At 73.3% G+C, this 18,937-nt stretch carries 18 protein-coding genes, 2 tRNA genes, 1 pseudogene and 1 riboswitch; of the genes and pseudogenes, 10 read left to right on the forward strand and 11 right to left on the reverse strand.

Features of this window, described 5'->3' with window-relative positions; translation table 11 throughout:
* The first annotated feature begins 184 nt into the window (after window positions 1-184).
* A complete protein-coding gene (locus tag AC1DQC_RS11415; protein ID WP_477051438.1) occupies window positions 185-1,021 on the forward strand; it encodes a phosphatase PAP2 family protein in 837 nt (278 codons plus the stop codon).
* Here AC1DQC_RS11415 and AC1DQC_RS11420 read toward each other — a convergent pair.
* The 3 genes from AC1DQC_RS11420 to AC1DQC_RS11430 all read right to left on the reverse strand — a co-directional run bounded on the left by AC1DQC_RS11420 (window position 981) and on the right by AC1DQC_RS11430 (window position 2,033).
* Window positions 981-1,054 (reverse strand) — tRNA-Val (locus AC1DQC_RS11420). The two genes, AC1DQC_RS11415 and AC1DQC_RS11420, sit on opposite strands and share 41 nt — an antisense overlap.
* 59 nt (window positions 1,055-1,113) lie before the next feature.
* Window positions 1,114-1,581, reverse strand: a complete 468-nt coding sequence (locus tag AC1DQC_RS11425) for a peroxiredoxin (RefSeq protein ID WP_477051353.1) — start codon at window positions 1,579-1,581, stop codon at window positions 1,114-1,116.
* A 29-nt stretch (window positions 1,582-1,610) separates the two neighbouring features.
* A complete protein-coding gene (locus AC1DQC_RS11430; RefSeq protein WP_477051354.1) occupies window positions 1,611-2,033 on the reverse strand; it encodes a DUF3052 domain-containing protein in 423 nt (140 codons plus the stop codon).
* 333 nt (window positions 2,034-2,366) lie between these two features.
* On the opposite strand from AC1DQC_RS11430, the gene aceE reads away from it, so the two are divergent.
* Window positions 2,367-5,111 carry a pyruvate dehydrogenase (acetyl-transferring), homodimeric type gene (gene aceE / locus AC1DQC_RS11435; protein WP_477051355.1) on the forward strand — a complete coding sequence of 915 codons (2,745 nt, stop codon included), beginning with the start codon at window positions 2,367-2,369 and terminating at the stop codon, window positions 5,109-5,111.
* 62 nt (window positions 5,112-5,173) lie between these two features.
* Here aceE and AC1DQC_RS11440 read toward each other — a convergent pair whose 3' ends face one another.
* Complete coding sequence (locus AC1DQC_RS11440) at window positions 5,174-5,860, reverse strand: hypothetical protein (protein WP_477051356.1); 687 nt, start codon at window positions 5,858-5,860, stop codon at window positions 5,174-5,176.
* Between the two features lie 134 nt (window positions 5,861-5,994).
* Between AC1DQC_RS11440 and AC1DQC_RS11445 the strand changes: the two genes are divergently transcribed.
* The 5 genes and pseudogenes from AC1DQC_RS11445 to AC1DQC_RS11465 all read left to right on the forward strand — a co-directional run.
* The gene (locus AC1DQC_RS11445) at window positions 5,995-7,296 is read left to right on the forward strand and encodes a PucR family transcriptional regulator (protein ID WP_477051357.1); all 1,302 of its coding nucleotides are present in this window, start codon (window positions 5,995-5,997) and stop codon (window positions 7,294-7,296) included.
* A gap of 88 nt (window positions 7,297-7,384) precedes the next feature.
* Entirely contained in the window at window positions 7,385-8,368 is a 984-nt protein-coding gene (locus AC1DQC_RS11450; RefSeq protein WP_477051358.1) for an ACP S-malonyltransferase, read from the forward strand.
* Window positions 8,365-9,369, forward strand: a complete 1,005-nt coding sequence (locus AC1DQC_RS11455; protein ID WP_477051359.1) for a beta-ketoacyl-ACP synthase III — start codon at window positions 8,365-8,367, stop codon at window positions 9,367-9,369. Before AC1DQC_RS11450 ends, AC1DQC_RS11455 begins: the two co-directional genes overlap by 4 nt.
* A gap of 88 nt (window positions 9,370-9,457) precedes the next feature.
* Window positions 9,458-9,706, forward strand: coding sequence for an acyl carrier protein (locus tag AC1DQC_RS11460; protein WP_477051360.1), 249 nt, complete (start codon window positions 9,458-9,460; stop codon window positions 9,704-9,706).
* 46 nt (window positions 9,707-9,752) lie between these two features.
* Window positions 9,753-10,868, forward strand: a pseudogene (locus AC1DQC_RS11465) (beta-ketoacyl-[acyl-carrier-protein] synthase family protein); the annotation flags it as partial.
* A 97-nt stretch (window positions 10,869-10,965) separates the two neighbouring features.
* Here AC1DQC_RS11465 and AC1DQC_RS11470 read toward each other — a convergent pair.
* On the reverse strand, window positions 10,966-11,466 hold the full coding sequence (locus AC1DQC_RS11470; protein ID WP_477051361.1) for a DUF3145 domain-containing protein: 501 nt from the start codon (window positions 11,464-11,466) through the stop codon (window positions 10,966-10,968).
* 125 nt (window positions 11,467-11,591) lie between these two features.
* The gene (def, locus tag AC1DQC_RS11475) at window positions 11,592-12,080 is read right to left on the reverse strand and encodes a peptide deformylase (RefSeq protein ID WP_056090379.1); all 489 of its coding nucleotides are present in this window, start codon (window positions 12,078-12,080) and stop codon (window positions 11,592-11,594) included.
* A 160-nt stretch (window positions 12,081-12,240) separates the two neighbouring features.
* Between def and AC1DQC_RS11480 the strand changes: the two genes are divergently transcribed.
* The 3 genes from AC1DQC_RS11480 to AC1DQC_RS11490 are packed head-to-tail and all read left to right on the forward strand — an operon-like array spanning window position 12,241 to window position 15,517.
* Window positions 12,241-12,954, forward strand: coding sequence for an ATP-binding cassette domain-containing protein (locus AC1DQC_RS11480; protein ID WP_477051362.1), 714 nt, complete (start codon window positions 12,241-12,243; stop codon window positions 12,952-12,954).
* 9 nt (window positions 12,955-12,963) lie between these two features.
* Complete coding sequence (locus AC1DQC_RS11485) at window positions 12,964-14,964, forward strand: YhgE/Pip family protein (RefSeq protein ID WP_477051363.1); 2,001 nt, start codon at window positions 12,964-12,966, stop codon at window positions 14,962-14,964.
* Window positions 14,965-14,977: 13 nt separating this feature from the next.
* Complete coding sequence (locus tag AC1DQC_RS11490) at window positions 14,978-15,517, forward strand: TetR/AcrR family transcriptional regulator (RefSeq protein ID WP_477051364.1); 540 nt, start codon at window positions 14,978-14,980, stop codon at window positions 15,515-15,517.
* Window positions 15,518-15,584: 67 nt separating this feature from the next.
* Here the strand turns inward: AC1DQC_RS11490 and AC1DQC_RS11495 are convergent, their stop codons facing one another.
* The 5 genes from AC1DQC_RS11495 to AC1DQC_RS11515 form a co-directional block, all read right to left on the reverse strand.
* Window positions 15,585-15,806, reverse strand: coding sequence for a BldC family transcriptional regulator (locus tag AC1DQC_RS11495; RefSeq protein ID WP_477051365.1), 222 nt, complete (start codon window positions 15,804-15,806; stop codon window positions 15,585-15,587).
* Between the two features lie 16 nt (window positions 15,807-15,822).
* A riboswitch (cyclic di-GMP riboswitch) is annotated at window positions 15,823-15,897 on the reverse strand.
* Between the two features lie 75 nt (window positions 15,898-15,972).
* Window positions 15,973-16,779 carry a DUF1206 domain-containing protein gene (locus AC1DQC_RS11500; protein WP_477051366.1) on the reverse strand — a complete coding sequence of 269 codons (807 nt, stop codon included), beginning with the start codon at window positions 16,777-16,779 and terminating at the stop codon, window positions 15,973-15,975.
* Between the two features lie 82 nt (window positions 16,780-16,861).
* Window positions 16,862-16,935: transfer RNA gene (locus AC1DQC_RS11505), tRNA-Ile, on the reverse strand.
* 24 nt (window positions 16,936-16,959) lie between these two features.
* The gene (locus tag AC1DQC_RS11510) at window positions 16,960-18,450 is read right to left on the reverse strand and encodes a multicopper oxidase family protein (RefSeq protein WP_477051367.1); all 1,491 of its coding nucleotides are present in this window, start codon (window positions 18,448-18,450) and stop codon (window positions 16,960-16,962) included.
* 4 nt (window positions 18,451-18,454) lie between these two features.
* Entirely contained in the window at window positions 18,455-18,895 is a 441-nt protein-coding gene (locus tag AC1DQC_RS11515; protein WP_477051368.1) for a hypothetical protein, read from the reverse strand.
* Window positions 18,896-18,937: the final 42 nt, after the last annotated feature.

Consider the following 18,937-nt stretch of genomic DNA (forward strand, 5'->3'; position numbering starts at 1 on the left):
CGCCGACGGCCTTCGTCGCAGCGACGGAGTGACGAGATCGACACCAGCGCGGCTCGTCGCGGCCGACCGGAATGTCGTCGACGTCCGCTATAACGGTGAGCAACCATCGTCGAGGCGCCCCGGGCGCCGCCCGGCGGTCGGCCGACGTGCGACCATTGGGTGCTCGGGGCATCCGTCTCGCGGCATGAAGGGCGTGATCGGGGTGCAAGAGTTGATCGGTCGCGGCGCGCGCGGGCTGCGCGAGCTGGCGCTGCTGGTCCTGCTGTGGATCGGCTACACGGTCGTGCGGGCCACCGCGGGCGCCGACGTCCACGCCGCCCACGGCTCGGCGCTCGGGATCCTGGGCATCGAGCGCACCCTCCACATCGACGTCGAGCAGGCGCTCGACCACTGGGTCACCGGCGTCCGGGGCGTCGAGGTCGTGGCCTCGTTCTGGTACGCGTCGCTCCACCTCGTGGTCACCGGCTCGGTGCTCCTGTGGCTCTACCTGCGGCACCCCGACGCCTACCGGCCCCTGCGCCGGGCCCTCGTGCTCGCCACCGGCGTCGCCCTGGTCTGCTACCTCGCCCTGCCGACGGCTCCCCCGAGGCTGCTGCCCGGGTACACGGACATCCTCCAGCGCACGGCCGACGTCGGCTGGTGGCCGGGGGCCGGGGCCGCCGGTTCGGTGCCGACCAACGAGCTGGCGGCGTTCCCGTCGATGCACGCCGGCTGGTCGCTGTGGGTCGGGCTGGCGCTCGTCGTCGCCGCCCGCACCCCCGCGGTGCGCTGGCTGGGCGCGTGCTACGCCCTCGGGACCGCCGCCGTCGTCGTGCTCACGGGCAACCACTGGATCCTCGACGTCGTCGCGGGCTGGGTCGCGGTCGCGGTGCCGGCCCTGTGGCTGCTGCGCCGCGCGGACCTCCGCGCGGACCGGGCGGAGGAACCGCGGGAGCACGACGACCTCGTGCCGACGCCGGGAGCGGGTACGGACGGTGCGGTGGGCCCGGCCGGTTTCGAACCGGCGACCTCCGCGGTGTAAGCGCGGCGCTCTGACCAGCTGAGCTACAGGCCCGGACGAGCGCCCGACCAGCGGGCGTCTCGACGGGCGCACAGCCTACCGGGCGGTGCCGCTCACGCGGCGAGCTCGGCCAGCGCCTCGCGGTAGGCGGCGAAGTCGCGTGCGCGACCGGGAGGGTTCACCAGGCTCCAGCGCAGCACGCCGTCGGCGTCGACCAGGAAGCTGCCGCGCACGGCGAACCCCTTGGCCTCGTCGAACACGCCGTACGCGCGCGCGACCTCGCCGTGTGGCCAGAAGTCCGACAGCAGGTCGAACCCGAAGCCCTCCTGGGCCGCCCAGGCGCGCAGCGAGTGCACGGGGTCGCACGAGACGACGAGCACGTGGACGCCCGCGGCCTCGAACTCGCTGATGTTGTCGCGCAGCTCGCACAGCTCGCCCGTGCAGGTTCCGGAGAACGCGAACGGCACGAACACGATCACGACGGGACCGCCGCTCAGCCCGCGCAGCGTGACGGGCGTGCCGTGAGTGTCGGACAGGGAGAAGTCGGGCGCGGGAGCGCCGAGCGTGGGGGTGTCAGCCATGTCGCGGACTGTAATCGCCCAGGCGACCCTCAGCGACCGCGTCCGCGGGCTCCCAGGCGGGTGGCGGACCAGTCGGGGGCGATCGAGAACGTGCTCATGGCGTGCAGCCCGGAGGTGGTCGCCGCTTCCTCGATGTCGCTGTGCGAGACGTGTCCGGACCGCCCGGCCTTGGGCGTGAGCACCCAGATCGGTCCGCCGTCGTCGAGCACGGTCATGGCGTCCACGAGCGCGTCGGTGAGGTCGCCGTCGCCGTCACGGAACCAGATGACGGCCCCGTCGGTGACGTCGTCGTACTCCTCGTCGACCAGCTCGGCGCCGGTCACAGCCTCGAGGCTGCTGCGCAGCTCGTCGTCGACGTCGTCGTCGTAACCGAACTCCTGGACAACCTGGCCCGAGGTGAAGCCCAGTCGGGCGGCCACCTGCGACGCGCCTTCGTCCGCGGTGGATGACACGTCCGGACCGCTCCCTTCGTTCTCGGTGCCCCTCACGGAGCACCTGCTCGTTGCCGCACACGCTAGCCCACCGCACCCTCACGGGCGCACGCAAGAGCTGCCCGGACGAAGGTGTCGCGGAGGCCGCCTCGACGTCGGCCAGGGGCACTGTCGTGGACGTCACGTGGACGTTCCCGGTACTCGGTGTGACTTTCGGGCCTCCGGGGTCCGAGAATGGGTCGACTACCCGCACCCGTCGAGCCGCCCACCCAGGCGTGCCCAGCACGGGCCGGGCCAGATGCGCCGCCGATGCCGACCGGGCTCGTGCGCGCGGACGAGAAGCAAGGAGCGCTGGTGGCTTCGATCGACGAGACGGGACCGCTCATCGGCGGCCTGCTCAGCCAGGTGCCGGACATCGACCCGGACGAGACCGGCGAGTGGGTGGAGTCCCTCGACGGACTCATCGACGAGAAGGGCGGCCCGCGAGCGCGCTATGTGCTGCTGAGCATGCTGCGGCACGCGCGCCAGCGGAACGTGGCCATCCCGGCCTCGCTCAACACGCCGTACGTCAACACCATCGCGGTGGACGACGAGCCGTACTTCCCCGGCGACGAGGCCCTCGAGCGGCGCTACCGCTCCTGGATCCGCTGGAACGCCGCCGTCATGGTCACGCGGGCACAGCGCCCCGGGATCGGCGTCGGCGGCCACATCTCGTCGTACGCGTCGGTCGCGACGCTCACCGAGGTGGGGCTCAACCACTTCTTCCGCGGCAAGGACCACCCGGGCGGCGGCGACCAGGTCTACTTCCAGGGCCACGCCTCCCCCGGCGTCTACGCCCGCGCCTTCCTCGAGGGCCGCCTGTCGGCCCACCAGCTGGACGGCTTCCGGCAGGAGCTGTCGCACCCGGGCGGCGGCCTGCCGTCGTACCCGCACCCGCGCCTGGCCCCGGACCTGTGGGAGTTCCCGACGGTCTCGATGGGCCTCGGCCCGTCGTCGGCCATCTACCAGGCCTGGACCAACCGGTACCTGCACCTGCGCGGCATCAAGGACACGAGCCAGCAGGACGTCTGGGCGTTCCTGGGCGACGGCGAGATGGACGAGCCCGAGTCCCGCGGCATGCTCCAGCTGGCCGGGCAGCAGGGCCTCGACAACCTGACCTTCGTCGTCAACTGCAACCTGCAGCGCCTCGACGGCCCGGTCCGCGGCAACGGCAAGATCATCCAGGAGCTCGAGGCGCAGTTCCGCGGCGCCGGCTGGAACGTCATCAAGGTCGTGTGGGGCCGCGAGTGGGACGCCCTGCTCCAGGCCGACAAGGACCGCGCGCTCGTCAACCTGATGAACACGACGCCCGACGGCGACTTCCAGACGTACCGCGCGGAGAACGGCGCGTTCATCCGCGAGAACTTCTTCGGCCGCGACCCGCGGACCAAGCAGCTCGTCGAGAAGATGACCGACGACGAGATCTGGGCGCTCAAGCGCGGCGGGCACGACTACCGCAAGATCTACGCCGCCTACAAGGCCGCCCGCGAGCACACGGGCCAGCCGACGGTGATCCTCGCGCACACCATCAAGGGCTACGGCCTGGGCTCCGGGTTCGCCGGGCGCAACGCCACGCACCAGATGAAGAAGCTCAAGGGCGACGACCTCAAGACGCTGCGCGACTCGCTGCACATCCCGATCACGGACGAGCAGATCGACGAGAACCCGTACGTCCCGCCGTACTTCCACCCCGGGGCCGAGGACGAGGGCATCCAGTACATGCTGGAGCGTCGCCGTCAGCTGGGCGGGTTCGTGCCCGAGCGCCGGACGACGCACAAGCCGCTCGTCCTGCCGGAGGACAAGGTCTACGACGGTCTGGCCCGTGGTTCGGGTCATCAGGAGGTCGCCACGACCATGGCGCTCGTGCGCCTGTTCAAGGACCTGGTGCGGGACAAGGAGTTCGGCCACCGCCTGGTGCCGATCATCCCCGACGAGGCGCGCACCTTCGGCCTCGACTCGATCTTCCCGAGCGCCAAGATCTTCAACACGAACGGCCAGAACTACATGGCCGTGGACCGCGAGCTCATGCTCTCCTACAAGGAGTCCGAGTCCGGCCAGATCATGCACACGGGTATCAACGAGGCGGGGTCGGCCTCCGCGTTCCAGGCCGTCGGCACGTCGTACGCCACGCACGGCGAGCCGCTGATCCCGTTCTACTTCTACTACTCGATGTTCGGGTTCCAGCGCACCGGCGACCAGTTCTGGGCTGCCGGCGACCAGATGGCCCGCGGCTTCCTCATCGGCGCCACGGCCGGCCGCACCACGCTGACCGGCGAGGGCCTGCAGCACGCCGACGGACACTCCCCGCTGCTCGCGGGAACGATGTCCCACGTCGTGCACTACGACCCGGCGTACGGGTACGAGATCCGGCACATCGTCAAGGACGGCATCGAGCGGATGTACGGCGAGGGTCACGACCGTGACCGCGACGTCATCTACTACCTCACCGTCTACAACGAGCCGATGCTCCAGCCGGCCGAGCCGGAGGGCGTCGACGTCGAGGGCATCCTGCGCGGCATCCACCTGGTGTCCCCCGCCGAGGGTGACGGGCCCCGCGCCCAGATCCTGGCGTCGGGCGTCGCGGTGCCGTGGGCGCTCGAGGCGCAGAAGCTGCTCGCCGAGGACTGGGGCGTCCGCGCCGCGGTGTGGTCGGTGACCAGCTGGAACGAGCTGCGCCGCGACGGCCTCGCCGCCGACCAGCAGGCATACCTGCACCCCGGCGAGGAGGAGCGCGTCCCGTACCTCACGCAGAAGCTGCAGGGGGCCGAGGGTCCGTTCGTCGCGACGACGGACTTCGACCACCTCGTCGCCGACCAGGTGCGGGCGTGGATCCCCGGCCCGTACGCCACGCTGGGCGCCGACGGCTTCGGCTTCTCGGACACCCGCGCGGCGGCCCGCCGGCACTTCAAGATCGACGGCCCGTCGACGGCGGTCCGCGTTCTCCAGCAGCTCGCCCGCTCGGGCGCCGTGGCCCCCGAGGCCCCGGCGCAGGCGATCGAGCGCTACCGCCTGTACGACGTCACCGCCGGCACGTCCGGCAACGTGGGCGGCGACAGCTGACCGCGTGAGCACACGACGAAGGCCCGGGCTCGATGAGCCCGGGCCTTCGTCGTGCTCCGGCGTCAGGTGCCGGGGATGGTCTGCTGCGCGTGCGCGACGTCGCGGGCGAGCTCGCCCTTGAGCTCCGCGACGGCCTTCTGGTTCGGGTAGAGGTCGAGAGCCGCGATGTGCTGCTTGGCCTCGAGCGGGCGGCCGGCCTCGATGGACGCGAGGACGAGCTGGCGGGCGACCTCGGGGTCGTGCTCGCGCGGCCGCCAGTGGCCCACGCCGAGCCCCAGCGCGTCGACCGGGAGCCCGGCCTCGCGCAGCACGGCGAGCGCGGCGACGAGCGCCTTCCCGGACGGGTCGCGCTCCGCGGCGGTGGTCAGGCGGCGGACGGTCCCCTCGTGGTCGTCGTGCACCGACAGGCGCGCGACCTCGATCAGGGGGTACCAGGCGCGCGGGTTGCCGGCGAGCTCCTCGCCCAGGGCCCAGACGGCCAGGTCCGCGGCCCGCTGGCTCTCGCCCTCGTCGGTCGGTCCGGCGAGCGGGTCCTGCTCCGCGCTGGACTCCGCGGCGCGCCGGCGGACGATCTCCGCCAGCGCGACGAACGCCCGCTCGTTGTTCGGGTCGTCGCTGAGCATCGAGCGCAGAGCGTCCTCGTGGAGCGTGTCACCGCGGCGCGCGGCCTTCGTCGGACGGCGCGCGCCGACCCGCGAGGCCGAGGTCGGCCGTCGCATGAGCTGACGCAGACGGGGCAGGAGTGCCATGACGTGACCCTATCCGGTAGGGCCGGAGCCCACCCGGCCGGGGAGATTCCTCACACTCAGGACACGCCCTCAGGGCGGCCCGCGACCCCCGCGGTTTGTCGACTTCCCACAACGCCGGACCCTATGCTCGGCGCATGTCCAGCACCACGCACGGGACGGGCTCCGCTCCCGCCGCCCCACCCGACAAGCCGGACGCCGCGACCGCACCGGCCCGGACTCGTCGGTCGTCGCCGGGGCGCGGGCGGGCGCCCGTGCTGGAGGCCCGCGGTGGTCCGGAGACGCAGCGCAGGGTGCGCGACAGCGCCGGGCTGCTCTCCGCGGCGGCCATGCGGCGGCTCGACGACGACCTCGAGTGGTACCGCGCGCTCCCGGCCGAGGACCGGTCGTGGGTGGGTCTGGTGGCGCAGGCGGGCATCACCGCGTTCGTCACCTGGTTCGCGGAGCCGACCCGGCCCCCGCACGGCGTCGGCGACATCTTCGCCGCCGCGCCCCCGGAGCTGACCCGGTCCATCTCGCTGCAGCACACCCTCCAGCTGGTCCGGGTGGTCGTCGACGTGGTCGAGACGCACAGCGACCGGCTCGCGGCGCCCGGCGACGAGCGCGAGGTGCGCGAGGCCGTCCTGCGCTACTCCCGCGAGGTCGCGTTCTCGGCGGCGGAGGTCTACGCGCGTGCCGCCGAGGTGCGTGGGGCGTGGGACGCGCGCCTCGAGGCGCTCGTCGTGGACGCGCTCGTGCGAGGCGATGTCGACGACGCGCTGCGCTCCCGCATCGCCGCGCTCGGCTGGAGCGGGCGAGGATCGACCCTGGTCATGGTGGGGACGACGACGTCCGCGCTCGACGACGTCCGCGCCGCCGAGCTGCGCCGGGCGACGCGACGCGCCGCCGACGACGCGCTGGTCGGGATCCAGGGCGACCGCCTCGTCGTGTTCCTCGGGGGCGAGGGCGACCTGCGCGCCGCCGCGGCGACCCTGCTCCCCCGGTTCGGTCCCGGTCCCGTGGTGATCGGGCCGGTGGTCGGCGACCTCACCGACTCCGCCCGGTCGGCACGCGCCGCGCTCTCCGGGCTGCTCGCGGCCCCCGCGTGGGAGCAGGCGCCGCGGCCCGTGCAGGCCGACGAGCTCCTCCCCGAGCGCGTGCTCATCGGCGACGTGACCGCGCGCACGGCGCTCGTGGCGCAGGCCTACGCGCCGCTGGCCGCGAGCCCGGGCTCCCTGCTGGAGACGCTGTCGGCCTACCTCGGCACCGGACGGTCCCTCGAGGCGGCCGCGCGGACGCTCTACGTGCACCCGAACACCGTGCGGTACCGCCTGCGGCGGGTGTCGGACGTGACCGGGTGGGACCCCCTCGACGCCCGGGAGTCGTACGTCCTGCAGACGGCGCTGGCGCTCGGCCGGCTGGACGCCGCCGCGGCCGCGCCGACCGTGAGCGGGCGCTGACGTCTTGTAGGAGTCGCACAAGGGCGTCGGAGAAGGTTGGTGCACGCCGTGAGGCGGGCGAGCACGGTCGGCCAGGCAGAGTGGTCGGGTGCTCGCAGTCGTCTGCCCCGGTCAGGGCGCCCAGTCCCCCGGCATGCTCGCCCCGTGGCTCGAGCTGCCGTCCGTCGCCGAGTCGATCGCGCGGGCGTCCCGCACGACCGGCCTCGACCTGGTCGCCCACGGCACCACGTCCGACGCCGAGACCATCCGCGACACCGCCGTCGCGCAGCCGCTGCTCGTGGCCACGGCGCTGGCCACCCTGCGTGCCGTGCTCGACCTCGACGCCGACGCCTCCCTGGCGGTCGCCGCGCAGAAGGTGGCCGGGTTCACCGCGGGGCACTCCGTGGGCGAGCTCGCCGCTGCCGCCATCGCCGGCGTGCTGACGGACGACGAGGCCCTGCGCCTGGTGACGGTCCGCGGCGCGGCGATGGCCCGCGCGGCCGCCGTGACGCCGACCGGCATGTGCGCGGTGCTGGGCGGCGACCCCGACGAGGTCCTCGCGGCGCTTGCCACTCACGGCCTCGTCGCTGCGAACGTCAACGGCGGCGGTCAGGTGGTCGCGGCCGGCACGCTGGACGCCCTCGCCGCGTTCGCCGCTGCGCCCCCGACGCGCGCCCGCGTGGTCCCGCTGCAGGTGGCGGGCGCGTTCCACACCGAGCACATGGCCCCCGCGGTCGCCGAGCTGCGGGCCGCCGCGGACGACGTGCAGCCCGGCGAGCCGCAGGTGCGCCTGCTCACCAACTCCGACGGCACCGTCACCGCCTCCGGCGCGCGGGCCCTCGAGCTCATCGTCGCGCAGGTGGCCAACCCGGTCCGCTGGGACCTGTGCCAGGCCACGCTGCTGGAGCTCGGCGTCACGGGCCTGCTCGAGGTCGCCCCCGCAGGGGTGCTGACCGGCCTGGCCCGGCGTACGCTGCCCGGGGTCGAGACGGTCGCCGTCAAGACCCCCGCCGACCTCGACGCCGCACGCGATCTCGTTCGCCGGCACGCCGGCACCACCCACCCCGCAACCAGCCTGGAGAACCCGTCGTGACCCGTCCCACCCTCACGCAGGTCACCGGACCGGCGCACACCCGCATCCTCGGCCTCGGAGGCGTCCGCGGCGAGCGGGTCGTGCCCAACGACGAGCTGATCGGACCGATCGACTCCTCGGACGAGTGGATCCAGCAGCGCACCGGCATCATCACGCGCCGTCGGGCCGAGGCGGGCACCGACGTGCTCGACCTCGCCGAGGGCGCGGCGCTGCAGGCGATCGCCAACGCGGGCCTGACGGGCGCGGACATCGACGTCGTGATCCTCTCGACCGTCACCTACTTCCACCAGACGCCCGCGGGCGCGGCGATCATCGCCGACCGGATCGGCGCCACCCCCGCGGCTGCCTTCGACATCTCAGCGGCCTGCGCGGGCTACTGCTACGGCATCGGGCAGGCGGACGCCCTCGTCCGTGCCGGCTCCGCGCGGCACGTGCTGGTCATCGGCGCCGAGAAGATGAGCGACTTCGTCGACCCGACCGACCGCTCGATCTCGTTCCTGCTCGGCGACGGCGCCGGCGCGGTCGTCATCGGCCCGTCCGACACGCCCGGCATCGGCCCGACGGTCTGGGGCTCCGACGGCAGCCAGGCCCAGGCGATCCGCCAGACGCACTCCTGGCTCGCGACCCGCGACGAGGGCGCCGGCTGGCCCACGCTCCGCCAGGAGGGCCCCAGCGTCTACAAGTGGGCCGTCTGGCAGATGGCGCCCGTCGCCCAGAAGGCCATGGACGCCGCCGGCGTGACCGCCGACGAGATCGAGGCCTTCATCCCCCACCAGGCGAACATGCGGATCATCGACCAGATGATCAAGACGCTGAAGCTTCCCGACACCGTGGTCATCGGTCGCGACATCGCGGACACCGGCAACACCTCCGCCGCGTCGATCCCGCTGGCCACCGAGCGCCTCCTGCGCGAGGGCCAGGTGTCCAGCGGCGCACTCGCCCTGCAGATCGGCTTCGGCGCCGGTCTGGTCTACGCGGCCCAGGTCGTCGTCCTGCCCTGAACCACCGAGGTACGACCCCCGGTTGTACCGTTCGTCCGACCCCACCGCTTCATCCCCGAAGCAGCATCACCGACACGAGGAGACACCGATGGCGTACAGCGAGCAGGAGATCCTGGCCGGCCTGGCCGAGATCGTCAGCGAGGAGACCGGGCTGCCCACCGACTCCGTCCTGCCCGAGAAGTCCTTCACCGACGACCTCGACATCGACTCCCTGTCGATGATGACGATCGTCACGCTCGCCGAGGAGAAGTTCGACGTGCGCATCCCCGACGACGAGGTCAAGAACCTCGCCACCGTCGGCGATGCCGTCTCGTTCATCACGGCCGCGCAGGCCTGAGCCTGAGCCACCGGGTCGGTCCCGGGCGACGCCCGGGACCTGGGTCGAGCGCTTCGAGCTCCCCGTCCAGTTCGCGGCGACCATCAAGGTCGAGCCCTCCGAGGTCCTCGCGCGGCCCGAGCTGAAGCGGATGGACCCCTCGGCGCAGTACGCGATCATCGCGGCGCGCGAGGCGTGGGCCGACGCCGGCTCCCCCGAGGTCGACGGCGACCGGCTCGGCTCGGTCGTCTCGTCCGGCATCGGCGGCATCCGCACGATCCTGGACGCGTGGGAGTCCCTGCTGTCGAGCGGCAGCGCGCGCCGGGTCCTGCCCATGACCGTGCCGATGCTCATGCCCAACTCCCCGACCGCCTATGTCTCGCTCGAGTTCGGCGCCCGCGCCGGGGCGCACGCCGTCGTGTCCGCCTGCGCCTCGGGCGCCGAGGCGATCGGCTACGCCGTCGACATGATCCGCAACGGCCGCGCCGACATCGTCATCGCCGGCGGCACCGAGGCGTCGATCCACCCGATGAACGTGGCGGCCTTCGCCGCGTCCCGCACGCTCTCGCTGCGCAACGACGACCCCGAGCGCGCCTCGCGCCCCTACGACGTCGACCGCGACGGGTTCGTCATGGGCGACGGCGCCGGTGTGGTCGTCCTGGAGAGTGCCGAGCACGCCGCCGCGCGCGGCGCCCGCGTCTACGCCCGCATCGCCGGCGTCGGCCTCTCCGCCGACGGCTACCACATCACGTCGCCCGAGCCCTCGGGCGAGGGGCAGATCCGCGCGATGCGCGCCGCGCTCGAGGAGTCGGGGATCGCCCGCACCGACGTGGTGCACGTCAACGCGCACGCGACGTCGACGGTGGTCGGCGACCTCATCGAGGCCCGGTCGATCCGCGGGCTGCTGGGCGACGAGGCCGACCACGTCGCGCTCTCGGCCACCAAGTCGATGACCGGTCACCTGCTCGGCGGCGCCGGCGCGCTGGAGACGATCTTCACGATCCTGGCGCTGCACGACCGGCAGGCCCCGCCCACCATCAACGTCGACAACCCCGACCCCGAGCTGGTGCTCGACCTGGTCCGCGACAAGCCCCGCGCCCTGCGCGACGGCGACATCGCGGGCGTCAACAACTCGTTCGGGTTCGGCGGCCACAACGTCGCGCTGGTCGTGGCCTCGGTCTGAGGTCCCGGCCGCCTCTCGACAAGGCCATGAGCGTCGTCACGGAGACCCGTGACGACGCTCATGGCCTTCTCGCTCGCCGCGAGGACGCCGGCCGAGGTCAGCCGACCCGGTGCAGCCAGCGGACGGGCGCGCCCGCGCCGGCGTAGCGGAACGGCTCCAGCTCGTCGTCCCAGGCCTGCCCGAGCGCCAGGTCGAGCTCGGTGCGCAGGCGCATCGGGTCCGCGGCGTGCTCCAGCGCGGCCCGGATGCGGTCCTCGGGCACCACGATGTTGCCGTGCACGTCCGTCGCGGCGTGGAAGATCCCCAGCTCGGGCGTGTGGCTCCAGCGGGAGCCGTCGACGCCGTGGCTGGCCTCCTCGGTGATCTCGTAGCGCAGGTGCGCCCAGCCGCGCAGGGCGGACGCGAGACGCGCACCGGTGCCCTGCGGCCCCTGCCACGAGTGCTCCGCGCGGTAGAAGCCCGGACCGGCCGGCTGCGCCGTCCAGTCGAACGACGCGCGCGTACCCAGCACGTTTCCTGCCGCCCACTCCACGTGGGGGCATAGCGCGCGCGGTGCAGAGTGCACGAAAAGTACACCGCGGGTGATCGCACCTGCCATGTCGTCCTCCTGATCGGGCTCGAGGTTCGCCTTCCCCAACGACCTCAGTCACGAATCAGAAGTACGCACGGTCTCGCGGCGTGCTGGGGACAGCATGCCGGAGGAAGCGGGCGGGCGCCAGCCGCTCAGAGCGTGTCGCGGATCGCGCGCATCGCCTTCTTGCGCACGGACCGCTCCAGGCGGTCGAGGTAGAGCATCCCGTCGAGGTGGTCGACCTCGTGCTGGAGGCAGCGGGCCATGAGCTCGACGCCCTCGACGACCACCTCCTTGCCGTCGAGGTCCGTCCCCACCACCCGGGCGTACCAGGACCGGTGGGTCGGGTACCAGAGGCCGGGGACCGACAGGCAGCCCTCGTCGCCGTCCTGGTACTCGTCCTCCGACAGCTCGACGATCACGGGGTTGAGCACGTAGCCCACCTCGTCGTCGATGTTCCACGAGAACGCCCGCAGGCTGACCCCGATCTGGTTCGCGGCCAGGCCCGCGCGCCCCTCCGTGTCGACAGTCTCGAGCAGGTCCTCGACGAGGCCGCGCACGCGGTCGTCGATGGTCGTGATCGGGTCGCAGGGTGTGCGCAGGACGGGGTCTCCGACAGTCCGGATCTCTCGCATCGCCATGCGCCGATCCTCGCACGGCAGGCCGGTCGACGAGGCGCCCTCACCCGCCGGCACGGCACGTACCGCCCGGAGTGTGAGGAGAACGACACGCCCGCCCCGCGACGAACGCTGTTCTCGGGACTACGCTTTTGTACTGACCGGTCAGTTGAAGGAGTGTTCCATGACCACCGCACCCGAGATCCTCGCCCCCGCCGCCGAGGTGCCCGCGCCCGCCGTGCGTGCGCGCGCACTGCAGCTGCACGCCGACCGCGGCACCGTGTACGGCCCGGTGGACCTCGACCTCGTCGCGGGCCGGCTGACGCTCATCCAGGGACCCCAGGGCGCGGGCCGCTCGAGCCTCCTGCTCACCCTCGCCGGCCGCATGGTGCCGGACGCGCCCGCGGACCTCGTCGTCCTGGGTCGTCGGCTCCCGGCGCAGCGCGCCGCCGTCCAGCGCGACGCGGCGCTGGCCGGCTTCGCCGGGATCGACGAGCTGGACGACTCCGTCTCGGTCGGCTCGCACGTCCGGGAACGCCTCGCCTGGCTCTCGCCCTGGTACCGGCGCGCGCGGCGGGCCGACCAGGCGCTCGTGGACACCGTGCTGGCCCCGGTCTTCGGCGACCGGCCCGTGCCGGACGCGCAGACCGTCGTCTGGCACCTCGACGAGGTCGACGCCCTCCTGCTCCGCATCGCGCTCGCGATGGCCCAGCACCCCGGCCTGCTCGTCGTCGACGACGTGGACCAGGTGCACGACCGGGCCCGGCGCCGGATCGTCTGGGACCGCCTCGAGGCGATCGCCGCCACCGGCGTCACCGTCGTCGCGTCCTGCGCCGCGGCCGACGAGGCCGCCGGCACCGCATGGACCGTCGTGCCCGTCACCGCCCCCACCGACTGAAGGACCGTCATGCTCTCCCTCACCTCCGGCACCGAGCTGCGCCGCTTCGGACGCGGCCGGCTCCCCCGGCTCGCCGTCGCCGCGATGCTGCTCGTGCCGCTGCTGTACGGCGCGCTCTACCTGTGGGCGTTCTGGAACCCGACCGGGCACCTGGACGCGATGCCCGTCGCGCTGGTGAACGCCGACGCGGGCGCAGAGCGCGACGGGACCCGGGTGACCGCCGGCCAGGACCTCACCGACGAGCTCACGGACGACGGCGCGCTCGACTGGGTGGTCACCGGTGCGGCCGACGCCGCGGCGGGCGTGCGCGACGGCGACTTCTACTTCGCGGTCACCATCCCCACGGACTTCTCGGCCGACCTGGTCTCCGCGGGCGGCGACGACCCGACCTCCGCGCAGATCGACGTCACCTACAACGACGCCAACTCGTTCATCGGCACGACGCTCGGCCGGTCGGCCATGGACCACGTGCGTGACGCGGTCGCCGCGACCGCCGGGGAGGAGGCCGTGGACCAGGTGCTGGTCGGCCTCGGCTCCGCGCGGGACGGCATGCTCCAGGCCGCCGACGGGGCGATCTCGCTTCGGGACGCGTCGGCCCGGCTGAGCGACGGCGCCCAGCAGGTGGCCGACGGTGCCACCGACGCCCGCGACGGCGCCTCGCAGCTGGCCGACGGCGCGGCGGCGCTCGACGACGGCACCGGGCAGGTGGCCGGCGGAGCCGCACGGCTGGCGACGGGCGCCTCGCAGCTGTCGACCGGCGCCCGGACGGCCGCCGACTCGAGCAGCACCCTCGCGGCCGGCACGCAGTCGGTGGCCGACGGGGTGCACGCCGCGACCCAGCAGGTCGACGGTCTCGCGGGTCAGCTGCCCGCCGTGTCCGCCGGGCTGGACCAGGTCACCGCGTACCTCACGGCCCGCGCCGCGGCCGGGGACACCGACGCGGCCGCACTCCTGGCCGGCCTGGCGGGCGCGGACCTGCCGACGGCGGCGCAGGTCGCGACCATGACCGACCAGCTGCACGCGCTCGACGCCGGCGCCGCCACGACCGCGGCCGGCGCCCAGTCGCTCAGCACCGGGCTCGGCACTCTCGCCGACTCCGCGGCCACGCTGTCCACCGGCGCGTCGACGCTCGCCTCGGGCGCGCAGCAGGCGGCCGACGGCGCCGACACCCTCTCCACCGGAGCGTCGAGCCTGGCCGCGGGCACCGCGACGCTCGCCGACGGCGCGGCCCAGGTGGCCGACGGGACCGGCTCGCTCGGCGGGGGCGCGCAGCAGCTGGCCGACGGCCTCTCGGACGGAGCGGGTCAGATCCCGGCCGACACCGACGCGCAGCGCACCGCCCGCGCCGACGCCCTGTCCACGCCGGTCGCCATCGACGACGAGGACGTCGCGCCCGCGGCCAGCCTCGGCGAGGGGTTCGCGCCCCTGTTCATCCCGCTGGCCCTGTTCGTCGGCGGACTCATCACCTGGCTGCTCCTGCGGCCGCTGCCTACCCGAGCGCTGGCCACGCCGGCGCCCGGCTGGCGGGTCGCGCTCGCCGGCTACCTGCCGTCGCTGGTGATCGGCGCCGGCCAGGTGGCGCTGCTGCTCGGCGTGGTCGGCCTCGGGCTCGGGCTCAGCATCGGCCACCCCGTCGGCACCGTCGCGTTCCTGCTGCTGGTCGCGGCGACCTTCCTGGCCGTGCAGCAGATGCTGATCGCCGTGCTCGGCTCCGCCGCGGGCAAGGTCGCGACGATCGCGCTGCTCATGCTCCAGATCACGTCGGCCAGCGGCACCTACCCGGTCCAGACGACGCCCGCGTTCTTCCAGGCCATCCACCCGCTCCTGCCCATGACGTACGCCGTCGAGGGCCTGCGCGACCTCATCACCGGGACCCCGGACGCCCGGCTGTGGACCGCCGTCGCGTACCTCGTCGGGCTGACCCTGGCCTCGCTGGCCGTGACGTCGTGGAAGGCCGGTCGCCTGCGGACGTGGACCGTGGCGCGGCTCCACCCGGCGCTGAGCATCTGAGAGGCTGACGACCATGAGCGCGACCACCCGGGAGCACATCGTCGAGGCCGCCCTCGCGCTCGTCGCCGACCGCGGCTTCACGGCCACGTCCGTCGACGACATCGCCTCGGCCGCGGGCGTCGCCAAGGGCAGCGTCTTCTACAACTTCGGCTCGAAGTCGGGTCTCTTCGAGGCCATCATCACGGAGGGCGTCACCCGCCTGACGGCCGCGTTGCGCGCGGCGGCCGACGGCCTGCACGGTCGGGAGGCGCTCGAGGCGCTGGTCACCGAGCTGCTCGCGCAGGTCCGGGCGCACCCCGACTTCGCCAAGCTCATGGTGGCCGAGACGTTCCGGACCGGCCGCAGCTGGCAGGACTCGATCCGGCTGGTGCGTGACGAGTCGATGGGGACGTTCGCGGCTGTCGTCGCGGAGACCTGGCCGGACCGCGACCCGTCCCTGACGGCTGCGGCCCTGTTCGGCGCGACCCTGCTGGCCGGCCTCGAGTGGCTGGTGTTCCAGCCGGACCGCACGATCGAGGACGTCCGCGCGGCGGTGCTGGTCACGCTGCACTGAGTCCCGAACGAGAAGAGCCCCTTCCGTCGTCGGAAGGGGCTCTCTCAGAATGCTGTGTGGAGCGAGGTCACTCCGCCGCGCGCTGCGTGGGGACGCCCGTGAGGAGCGAGCGGACCTCGGACTCGTGGAAGCGGCGGTGGCCGCCGAGGGTACGGACGGCCGAGAGCTTGCCGGCCTGGGCCCAGCGCGTGACCGTCTTCGGGTCGACGCGGAAGAGCACGGCAACCTCGCCCGGCGTGAGCAGAGCGCCCTGCGAGAGGGGGGCCTCGGTGGTGGTGGTGACAGCCATGACTGTTCTCCTGTCGTTCGGTAGCTCGGCTGGCCATGTAGGCCCCGTGGCTTTGCGTCCCCGCCTTGCAGCGGGTTTGCCGTTGTCGCTGACGAAGGGAACTATGCCCGAAACTGGACACTTGTGCAACAACCACCCGCGCACGTTTCGCGCGCAAACGGGTGATTTATATCCGGCCATACCGGGCGCGGACGAACGAGTAGATGCCGTAGGCGACGAAGCCGAGCGCGACGATGACCAGCAGCGCGACCCCGGCCGGCTGGTCGCGGAGCGTGTGCAGCGCGCCGTCCAGGCCCGTGGCCTTGGACGGGTTGGCCTCCACGGCGGCCGTGACGAAGAGCACGCCGACGATCGCGAGCGCCACGCCCTTGAGCACGTAGCCGGCAACACCCAGGCGCCGGACGACGGGCCCGGCGGTGCCCGACGGGAGCCGGTGGAGGTCCTCGAGGAACTTCTTCTTCCAGCCCTTGTACACGTGGTAGCCGCCGACGACGACGATCGCCAGGCCCACCGCGGCGACGAGCACCCGGCCGCCAGGCGCGCTCATCAGCTTCGCCGTCATGTCGGCGGTCTGCTGCGAGCTCGAGGTCCCGCCCCCGCGGGCGAAGCTGAACGCGCCGAACGCCAGCGCCAGGTAGACGACCGCGCGACCGATCGCCTTGGCCCGGTCTCCGGCGCCGCTCTCGCTCCGGACGCCCGTCGGCGACCCGCCGTGGATCGCCTTGGCCACCTGCCAGGCGCCGAGCGCGAGGAACGCCACGACGGAGAACCACAGCACGATGCCGCCGAACGGGGTGGCCGCGATCGTGCCGAGCGCACCCGACTGGTCGGCCTGCTTGGCGCCGCTGCCGAACGCCACCTGCAGCGCGAGGACGCCGATGAGCACGTGCAGCACGCCGCTCACCGCGTACCCGGCGCGGGCCGCGAGCTCCCAGGACCGTTGCGCGTTCTCCGTGCCGCTCGTCGAGACCACCGGACTCTCCTCCTACCATCGGGCCGTGCCCGAGATCGTGGCAGGAGTCGCGCGTTCCGGCGACCGGAACGCTCGGCGTCGGTGGGGCAGGTGGGGCTTGAACCCACGACCCACGGATTATGAGTCCGCTGCTCTGACCGGCTGAGCTACTGCCCCGAGGCACCGCAACCCTACCGAGGCTCACTCGGGCGCGTTGTCGGCCTCGCCGCCGAGCGCGTACGGGTCGGTCACCCCCTCGTAGGCCAGGTGGGCGAGCAGCCCCTGCTGCGCGTGCGGGAGGTTGTGGCAGTGGTCCATCCAGATGCCCGGGTTGTCGGCGACGAAGGCGACGTCGTACCGCTCCCCCGCGGCGAGCTCCAGCGAGTCCGTCCACCAGGGGCTGCCCGTCGACGGCTCTCCGTCGCGAGACAGCACGAGCAGGTGGTGGCCGTGCAGGTGCATCGGGTGCGGCTGGCCGCTGGAGTTGCGCAGCGTCATCCGGACGACGTCGCCCTCGCGGACGACGAACATCGGGACGTCGGGGTAGGTGTGCCCGTTGATCGTCCACTGCAGGCCCGGGCGGCCGTCGACGAAGCCGGGACGACGTCCGATCGTGTAGGCGAAGTGCCGGTCGGCGGCTCGTGGGTCGAAGCCGACGTCCGTGGGTGTGCCGTAGGTGAGCAGGTCGAGCGTCGCGCGGGGGTCGTCGCCGTCCGGGGCGTCGTCGGACGGGCCGACGATCACGGACTCGGAGCCCAGCCGGACGCGCACCGAGGTGCCGTCGGGGGGGACGGTCACCCCGAGGTCCGCGCGACCGCCGCCGGCGAGCAGGACCGCCCGACCTCCCACGGACCCCGGCTCGTGCACGTCCCGGCCGTCCAGCGCCAGCAGTCGGGCGTCGGCGCCGGGGACCCAGGTCCGCAGCACGCCGGAGCCCGTGTTGACCACCCGGACGCGCACGCGGTCGCCGGGCTGGGCGTCGGCGCGCAGGTCGTCGGGACTGCCGTCGATCGTCGGCGTCGACCCGTAGGTGTGGACCGCGGCGACCACCTCGGCGTCGTCGTCGGACGTCGCCGGGTGGACCACGAGCACGCCGAACAGGCCGCCGCGCACCTGGGCGTGCGAGACCTGGTGCGAGTGGTACCAGAACGTGCCGGCGTCGTCGACGACGAACCGGTAGACGTGCGAGCCGCCCACCGGGACGGCGTCCTGCGTGACCCCGGCGACGCCGTCCTCGGCGTTGGGGACGTCGACGCCGTGCCAGTGCAGGGTTGTGCCGTCGGGCACCGAGCGGTTGACCAGCGTCACCTGGACGAGGTTGCCCACGTCCGCCTCGATGGTCGGGCCGGGCGAGGAGCCGTTGAGCGTGTAGCCCGGGATCGTCCGGCCGTCGCCGAGCGCGACGGGTCCCGACTCCGCCGTCAGCGTCACGTCGACGTCGGGGACGCCGGTCGACGGGCCGGTGAGCGACGCGACGCTCACCGTCGGTCCGTCGACGGCGTCGTGGCCGTGGGTCCCCGCGGCGCGCACCGGCCCGCCGCCCGCGTCCGGGTAGCCCATGTCCATCACCGACGCGTGCGCCGGGACGAGACTGGTCCACCAGAACCAGGCGAGCGGGCCGACCACGAGCACGGCGGCCACGACCGCCGCGACCACGCGACGCCGTCGGCCCAGCGCCTCCCCCTCGGTCATCTGCTCAGGCGGTGGCGGCGGCAGGGGCCGACGTGTCGGTCGTCGCCGCGCCCCTCGGTACGCGCGAGCCGGCCGTGATGCTCACGCCGAGCAGCGCGAGCGCGTTGATCCCGTGCAGGGCGCCGACGGCCGGAGCGCCGAACGCCACGAACGCCAGGGCGATCTGGAGCAGGGTCAGGCCGAAGATGATCAGCGCGTACCGCACCGCGCCCGCGAACTTGGCGAAGAACGAGACGATGAGCAGCGCGATCACGAGCAGGGGGATCACCATCGTCCCGACCGTGCCGTGGATCGAGTGACCGATGTTGCCCTCGTAGTTCGAGTCGATGACGGCACCGTCCTCGATCTCGTGCAGGGTGGTGAACCAGCCGAGCGCGATGGCGCCCGCCTGGACGAAGACTCCGGCTGCCACCAGGAAGGCGAGAACGCGATACGTGGCTCTCATGGCGTACCTCTCTTGATCCGTCGCGATCCGAGGGCGCGACCT

The organism is Cellulomonas sp. P4_H12, assembly GCF_056400905.1.

What these genes read in the sequence shown, in the direction of transcription:
- AC1DQC_RS11415 (WP_477051438.1), top strand. Translation starts at nt 185, where the DNA reads ATGAAGGGCGTGATCGGGGTGCAAGAGTTGATCGGTCGCGGCGCGCGC.
- AC1DQC_RS11425 (WP_477051353.1), bottom strand. Translation starts at nt 1,581, where the DNA reads ATGGCTGACACCCCCACGCTCGGCGCTCCCGCGCCCGACTTCTCCCTG.
- AC1DQC_RS11440 (WP_477051356.1), bottom strand. Translation starts at nt 5,860, where the DNA reads ATGGCACTCCTGCCCCGTCTGCGTCAGCTCATGCGACGGCCGACCTCG.
- AC1DQC_RS11445 (WP_477051357.1), top strand. Translation starts at nt 5,995, where the DNA reads ATGTCCAGCACCACGCACGGGACGGGCTCCGCTCCCGCCGCCCCACCC.
- AC1DQC_RS11460 (WP_477051360.1), top strand. Translation starts at nt 9,458, where the DNA reads ATGGCGTACAGCGAGCAGGAGATCCTGGCCGGCCTGGCCGAGATCGTC.
- AC1DQC_RS11470 (WP_477051361.1), bottom strand. Translation starts at nt 11,466, where the DNA reads ATGGCAGGTGCGATCACCCGCGGTGTACTTTTCGTGCACTCTGCACCG.
- def (WP_056090379.1), bottom strand. Translation starts at nt 12,080, where the DNA reads ATGGCGATGCGAGAGATCCGGACTGTCGGAGACCCCGTCCTGCGCACA.
- AC1DQC_RS11480 (WP_477051362.1), top strand. Translation starts at nt 12,241, where the DNA reads ATGACCACCGCACCCGAGATCCTCGCCCCCGCCGCCGAGGTGCCCGCG.
- AC1DQC_RS11485 (WP_477051363.1), top strand. Translation starts at nt 12,964, where the DNA reads ATGCTCTCCCTCACCTCCGGCACCGAGCTGCGCCGCTTCGGACGCGGC.
- AC1DQC_RS11490 (WP_477051364.1), top strand. Translation starts at nt 14,978, where the DNA reads ATGAGCGCGACCACCCGGGAGCACATCGTCGAGGCCGCCCTCGCGCTC.
- AC1DQC_RS11495 (WP_477051365.1), bottom strand. Translation starts at nt 15,806, where the DNA reads ATGGCTGTCACCACCACCACCGAGGCCCCCCTCTCGCAGGGCGCTCTG.
- AC1DQC_RS11510 (WP_477051367.1), bottom strand. Translation starts at nt 18,450, where the DNA reads ATGACCGAGGGGGAGGCGCTGGGCCGACGGCGTCGCGTGGTCGCGGCG.
- AC1DQC_RS11515 (WP_477051368.1), bottom strand. Translation starts at nt 18,895, where the DNA reads ATGAGAGCCACGTATCGCGTTCTCGCCTTCCTGGTGGCAGCCGGAGTC.